Here is a 5925-nt window from a genome sequence, read left to right as displayed (position 1 = left end):
TGCTGGAGATGCTGCACGCGCAACCCGACCTCGAAACGCTGGTTATAGCCGTCGGCGGTGGCGGCCTGATTGCCGGCATGGCCACGGCGGCCAAGGCGATCAAGCCCGGCATTGAAATCATCGGTGTGCAGACCTCGCGCTTCCCGGGCATGGTCAACGCCATCAAGGGCACCCGGCACCCCCAGGGCACCAGYACCATCGCCGAGGGCATTGCGGTGGGGACGCCGGGCGTCATCCCGCAGGCCATCATCGCGAAGCTGGTCGACGACCTGGTGCTGGTGGACGAGGGCGATATCGAGCAGGCCATGGTCATGCTGCTAGAGATCGAGAAAACCCTGGTCGAAGGTGCCGGCGCGGCCGGGCTGGCGGCGCTGTTGAAGTACCCGGAGCGTTTTGCGGGTAAGAAGATCGGCCTGGTGCTGTGCGGCGGCAACATCGACCCGCTGCTGCTGGCGGCCATCATCGAGCGCGGCATGGTGCGCGCCGGGCGCCTGGCCCGCATCAAGGTCAGCGTGCGCGACATTCCGGGCTCATTGGCCAAGATCACCGCCACCGTGGCCGACGCCGGGGCCAATATCGATGAGGTGCATCACCAGCGCGCCTTCACCATGCTCTCGGCCCAGAACGTGGAGATCGAGCTGGTGATCCAGACACGCGGGCGCGACCATATCCAGCAGGTGCTGGCGGCACTGAATATGGCCGGCTTTGAGGCTTCAGAGCAGCACTAAGCTAAGACCCTAGTTCCAGCCGATCACCTCAAAGCCCTTTTCGCTCAGGCAACGCTGCACAAAGCTACGGTAGGTGCTGTTGGGTTTGTCGTTGTGAAACGCACCTGACACCGCACCCGCAGAGCCGCCCACGGCGGCGCCCGCGGCGCCGGAACGCAGTACGCCTTCGCCGCCGCGCCCGGTGATCAGCGCGCCCACCGCCGAAGCCACACCCCCGACGGCTGCGCCTTCACCGGCACGCCGGCCGACTTCGTTGGTGCTTTGCGACGGGCTGAGCCCGGCGGCCGACGCCCGTGACATGCAGGCGCTGGCCTCCGCCTGGCCTTGCGCGTCACCTACCCGGTTAAGGGTGGCGTTGGGATACAGCACGGGCTTTGCCGAGGCGCTGTTGGGACCGCCGGAAGCGCATGCCGACAACAGGGCCAGGGCGGACAAGGCGGCACCGGCCTGGAAAAAACGGAACCGCTGCTGAGGCGCGAAATGGGCTGGGGATTTCATGTATTCCTTCCACAAATAAGCATGGCAAAGGGTACCGCAAGCCAGGCGCCGGGCATCTTTGTCGCCCGCATCTTCGTGTAACCATCTTCATGCGGGTAAAATCTGCGAAGAGTCTCAAGCATTTCAGGAATCACCCCCATGTCCAGTCCAGCCAGCCACACCACCAATGCAGCCCACGACAGCGCCACCCCCGCCCAGGAGCAGGATGCCGTCGACGCGATCGTTCCGTTGATCCCCATTGTTCTGCCCGTGGTGGGCGGCGTGCTGATGTTCCTGCTGGCGTTTATCGCCATCTACATGGCCTGAAAGCCCCCGCTTTCACCCCAAAAGTCCGCATCTCGCGGACTTTTTTGTTTCCAGGCTCCGTGCCCTCTCCCATCTCTCTCGGCCATCTTCAGCCTGTTCATCGAAGAACCAGCCTGAAATTGCGGGCCGAAACGACCGTCCCGGCATTCTTCGCCCCGATGTCATGACTGCCGGAACCCCGGTGTAGCCTATGCATAACCTCATGCCGGTTATGCATAACTTTTGCCTGTAACTTACAGGTAACTCGCGCCGATCTTCTTAAAATGAATTGACTGGCCGACCCGTGGAAGATGAAAAGCAGCCTCACGCTGCCGCTTTTTGTCATTGCGCCGCAGCACTTTTGAAGCTTGCGCACCGCCCGCCGACCGGGACTTGTTTGTTGTGCAAAGGGAAGCTTCCAAGCCTTATTCCGATAAACGTCTCCGTGTCGCAACCACCCAGGTTGCCGCGCGACGTTTCCCGAAATAACGCTTTTTAACTTTGGAGTTTTTTCGATGAACCATCCCGCGATGCAAGGGCTTAACCTCAACACGCCCCCCTACGTCAAGAATGCCAAACTGATTGCCTGGGTCGCCGACATGGTGGCCCTGTGCAAGCCCGACAACATTTACTGGTGCGACGGCAGCGACGCCGAGTACCAGCGCCTGTGCCAGCAACTGGTCGACGCCGGCACCTTCAAAAAACTCAACGAAGCCAAGCGCCCAAACAGCTTCCTGGCCTGCTCCGACCCGACTGACGTGGCGCGCGTGGAAGACCGCACCTTCATCTGCTCGGCCAAAAAGGAAGACGCCGGCCCGACCAACAACTGGATGGCGCCCGCTGAAATGCGCAGCACGCTGCAGCCCCTGTTTGATGGCTGCATGAAGGGCCGCACCATGTACGTGGTGCCTTTCAGCATGGGCCCGCTTGGCTCACCCATCGCGCACATCGGCATTGAACTGTCCGACAGCCCTTACGTGGCCGTCAACATGAAGATCATGACGCGCATGGGCAAGGCCGTGTTTGACGTGCTCGGCCTCGACGGCGAGTTTGTCCCCTGCGTGCACACCGTGGGCGCACCACTGGCCGAAGGCCAGCAAGATGTGAAGTGGCCTTGCAACAAGACCAAGTACATCGTCCATTACCCCGAGACGCGCGAGATCTGGTCCTATGGCTCCGGCTATGGCGGCAATGCGCTGCTGGGCAAGAAATGCTTTGCGCTGCGCATCGCCTCCAACATGGGCCGCGCCGCTTCGCAAGACGGTTCCGGCAACCCGGGCTGGCTGGCCGAGCACATGCTGATCCTGGGCGTGACCTCGCCCGAAGGCAAGAAATACCACGTCGCTGCGGCCTTCCCCTCGGCCTGCGGCAAGACCAATTTCTCGATGCTGGTGCCGCCGGCAGGCTTTGAAGGCTGGAAAGTCACCACCATTGGCGACGACATCGCCTGGATCAAACCCGGCAAGGACGGGCGCCTCTACGCCATCAACCCGGAAGCCGGCTACTTCGGCGTGGCGCCGGGCACCAACATGCTGACCAACCCCAACTGCCTGCGCAGCCTGGACAAAAACGTGATCTTCACCAACGTCGGCCTGACCGACGACGGTGACGTCTGGTGGGAAGGCATGGAGCAGGACGCCCCCGGCAAGGCATTGCCGGCGCACCTGATCGACTGGCAGGGCAAGGACTGGACGCCACAGATCGCCAAGGAAACCGGCGCCAAGGCCGCCCACCCCAATTCACGCTTTACCGTGGCCGCCACCAACAACCCGGCGCTGGACCCGGCCTGGAACGACCCTGCCGGCGTGCCGATTGACGCCTTCATCTTCGGCGGCCGCCGTTCCAACACCGTGCCGCTGATCACCGAAGGCCGCAACTGGGTGGAAGGCGTGTACATGGCCGCCACCATGGGCTCCGAAACCACGGCCGCCATCACCGGCCAGGTTGGCGTAGTGCGCCGCGACCCGTTCGCGATGATCGCTTTTGCCGGCTACAACATGGCCGACTACTTCCAGCACTGGCTCAATGTGGGCCAGAAGCTGGAAGCCTCCGGCGCCAAACTGCCCAAGATCTTCACGGCCAACTGGTTCCGCAAAGGCGAAGACGGCAAGTTTGTCTGGCCCGGCTACGGCGAAAACATGCGCGTGCTGAAGTGGATGATCGATCGCATCGAAGGCAAGGGCCAGGGCGTCGAGCACATTACCGGCGTCAGCCCCCGCTACGAAGACATGAACTGGACCGGCCTTAACTTCAGCGCCGAGCAGTTCAAGACCGTGACCAGCATCGACAAGGCCGCCTGGCAGAAAGAGCTGGAGCTGCACGCCGAACTGTTCAAGCAACTCGAACATCACCTGCCGAAAGAGCTGGAGGAGACCAAAGCCGCGATCGAGCGCCGCCTGGCCGCCTGACCGGCACGCCACGCGCGGGGGCGTTTCGCACAACCTGCGGTACGCCTCATTCCTGGTGCAGTGACTGCGCCAAGGCAAAAAAAAGCCACCGATCCGGTGGCTTTTTTTGTGGGCCGCTGCAAAGAGCGGCGCGGCGTAGAGGCGCCTGGCGCTTAGATGTAGCTGCGGTGGTAAGCCCGCAGTTCCGCACCACCAAGGCGGCGGGCGCGCTGTGACAGACCGGCTGGAGCAGATACCTCATCAACCACAGCTTCAGCAGCGGCAACTTTCGTGTCGGCCTGGCTGCGCAGGAAAGCCTTCAGTTCTGCACCGCCCAGACGGAGGGCGCGCTGTGTCAGGCCGGCCGGAGCGGACACCACGGCTGCGGGGGCAGCAACAGCCTCTTCAACGGCGACTTGCTGACGGGCCATTGCAACTTGCAGGTCGGCCATCACGCGGGGATCGTTCTTGGCGGCTTGCCACAGGCGCTGGTCGGCGCGGGCTTCGGCCAGGCTACGCGACCAGGCGTCCAGGCCGACCTTGAGGCTGACGGCTGCATTGCGCGCAGCGCCGGCGAAAATCGCCAGGACAGCAAAAGCGACAGCCCAGAGGCCGATCCACATGACCAGCAGGTGGCCTTCGGCGACGCTGTCCATCACCTGATAAGCCACCACCATCACGGCGGCCGCAACAGCGGACAACAGCAGCGTGGCCAACCCGCGGGTGCCGGAAAAAGCACCGCCCAGCTGGCGTACGGCACCAAAGGCCGACTCAGCGCGGACAACGCCGGGGTGCTGTGTGGAATATTTGATATTGACGAAGCTGGTCATGGTGAACTCCCTTTGGGTTAACTCCGCTGAACCAAAATTGCAGCGGGTAAGGGGATATTAGGGTTACCACTGATGTTATTCAACTTTATCTTTATGATGTGATTCATTCATATTGGTGATAACCTGAGGTTTTCCGCCCTCTTTTCACCTTCTTTTCACCCTTCAACACCCGCCCCAAGCCCTTGACCCCCCTCAATTTCCGGACCCTGGACCTCAACCTGCTTCGCGTGTTCGACGAAGTAATGGCTGAGCGCAGCCTGACCCGGGCGGCGCGCAACCTGTCGCTGACGCAGCCGGCTGTCAGCAACGCCCTGCGCCGGCTGCGTGAAACCCTGGGCGACGAGCTGGTGCAGCGCAGCGGCCAGGGCATGGCGCCCACCCCGCGCGCCGTGGCGATCTGGCCGRCCGTGCGCGAAGCCCTGCAGCAGTTGCAGGAGTCGCTGGTGCCCAACGAATTCGTGCCCGGCGAAGCCACCACCATCTTTGTGCTGGCCATGGCCGATGCCACCGCGGCTGAATTGATTCCCGGCCTGGTGGAAACACTGGACCAGGAAGCGCCCGGTGTCTCAATTCGCGTGATTCCATTGACCACACGCGACCCGCGGCGCCTGCTGGACGAGGAACTGTGCGACCTGGCGGTCGGCTACTTTCCCTCGGTGCTGGCCGACCTGACGGCCGGCGCGCAAAGCGGCGAGCCCTTGCCCTTTTTGCACCAGCGGCTGTATGACGGCGAATACGTCTGCGTCATGCGCAAAGACCACCCGCTGGCTACCGGCCCCTTCACACTGAGCAAGTTCTGCGCGGCGCGCCACATGCTGGTGAGTTTTTCGGGCCGGCCCTATGGTTTCGTCGACGAAGCCCTTGCCTCCCTGGGCCGGGAACGGCATGTGGTGCTGACGGTCAACCAGTTCTTCACGGCGGGGCGGGTGGTGGCCAACTCGAATTTGCTTACTGTGCTGCCGCGGCATTTCGTCGGGGTGACGGGCATTGCCGACCAGCTGGTGCTGCGCCCCCTGCCGTTTGACGTGTCACCGGTGCACGTGGATACCCTGTGGCACCGGCGTTCGCAACAACGCAGCGCGCATGTGTGGTTGCGGCAGGTGCTGGTGCGTGCGGCCGACAGGGCGTTTTTGGCCTGAAGCCCCTGACCCACCCAAAGGACTGGCCAGCCTGGCTATCCGAAGAGACGTCTACACA

Annotated in this window: 6 protein-coding genes; 4 read left to right on the top strand and 2 right to left on the bottom strand. The window is 62.9% G+C overall.

Annotated elements, in window-relative coordinates; all coding sequences use genetic code 11:
* Positions 1–728 (top strand): pyridoxal-phosphate dependent enzyme (locus AC1D1X_RS13615; RefSeq protein ID WP_477698456.1); only part of this gene is annotated, 728 nt, incomplete at its 5' end.
* A gap of 9 nt (positions 729–737) precedes the next feature.
* Here AC1D1X_RS13615 and AC1D1X_RS13610 read toward each other — a convergent pair.
* The gene (locus tag AC1D1X_RS13610) at positions 738–1226 is read right to left on the bottom strand and encodes a glycine zipper family protein (protein ID WP_477670315.1); all 489 of its coding nucleotides are present in this window, start codon (positions 1224–1226) and stop codon (positions 738–740) included.
* 138 nt (positions 1227–1364) lie between these two features.
* Between AC1D1X_RS13610 and AC1D1X_RS13605 the strand changes: the two genes are divergently transcribed.
* Positions 1365–1532, top strand: coding sequence for a hypothetical protein (locus tag AC1D1X_RS13605; RefSeq protein ID WP_164483721.1), 168 nt, complete (start codon positions 1365–1367; stop codon positions 1530–1532).
* A 494-nt stretch (positions 1533–2026) separates the two neighbouring features.
* Positions 2027–3919, top strand: coding sequence for a phosphoenolpyruvate carboxykinase (GTP) (locus AC1D1X_RS13600; RefSeq protein WP_477670316.1), 1893 nt, complete (start codon positions 2027–2029; stop codon positions 3917–3919).
* Positions 3920–4071: 152 nt separating this feature from the next.
* Here the strand turns inward: AC1D1X_RS13600 and AC1D1X_RS13595 are convergent, their stop codons facing one another.
* Complete coding sequence (locus AC1D1X_RS13595; RefSeq protein ID WP_477670317.1) at positions 4072–4728, bottom strand: hypothetical protein; 657 nt, start codon at positions 4726–4728, stop codon at positions 4072–4074.
* A gap of 182 nt (positions 4729–4910) precedes the next feature.
* Here AC1D1X_RS13595 and AC1D1X_RS13590 point away from each other — a divergent pair, with 182 nt between their 5' ends.
* Positions 4911–5867 carry a LysR family transcriptional regulator gene (locus AC1D1X_RS13590; RefSeq protein WP_477698455.1) on the top strand — a complete coding sequence of 319 codons (957 nt, stop codon included), beginning with the start codon at positions 4911–4913 and terminating at the stop codon, positions 5865–5867.
* Positions 5868–5925 lie beyond the last annotated feature (58 nt).

It is taken from the genome of Polaromonas sp. P1_G4, from assembly GCF_056405475.1.
The sequence above is the reverse complement of the archived record's forward strand: the minus strand, read 5'-3'. Positions and strand labels throughout refer to the sequence as shown.

What these genes read in the sequence shown, in the direction of transcription:
- AC1D1X_RS13610 (WP_477670315.1), bottom strand. Translation starts at nt 1,226, where the DNA reads ATGAAATCCCCAGCCCATTTCGCGCCTCAGCAGCGGTTCCGTTTTTTC.
- AC1D1X_RS13605 (WP_164483721.1), top strand. Translation starts at nt 1,365, where the DNA reads ATGTCCAGTCCAGCCAGCCACACCACCAATGCAGCCCACGACAGCGCC.
- AC1D1X_RS13600 (WP_477670316.1), top strand. Translation starts at nt 2,027, where the DNA reads ATGAACCATCCCGCGATGCAAGGGCTTAACCTCAACACGCCCCCCTAC.
- AC1D1X_RS13595 (WP_477670317.1), bottom strand. Translation starts at nt 4,728, where the DNA reads ATGACCAGCTTCGTCAATATCAAATATTCCACACAGCACCCCGGCGTT.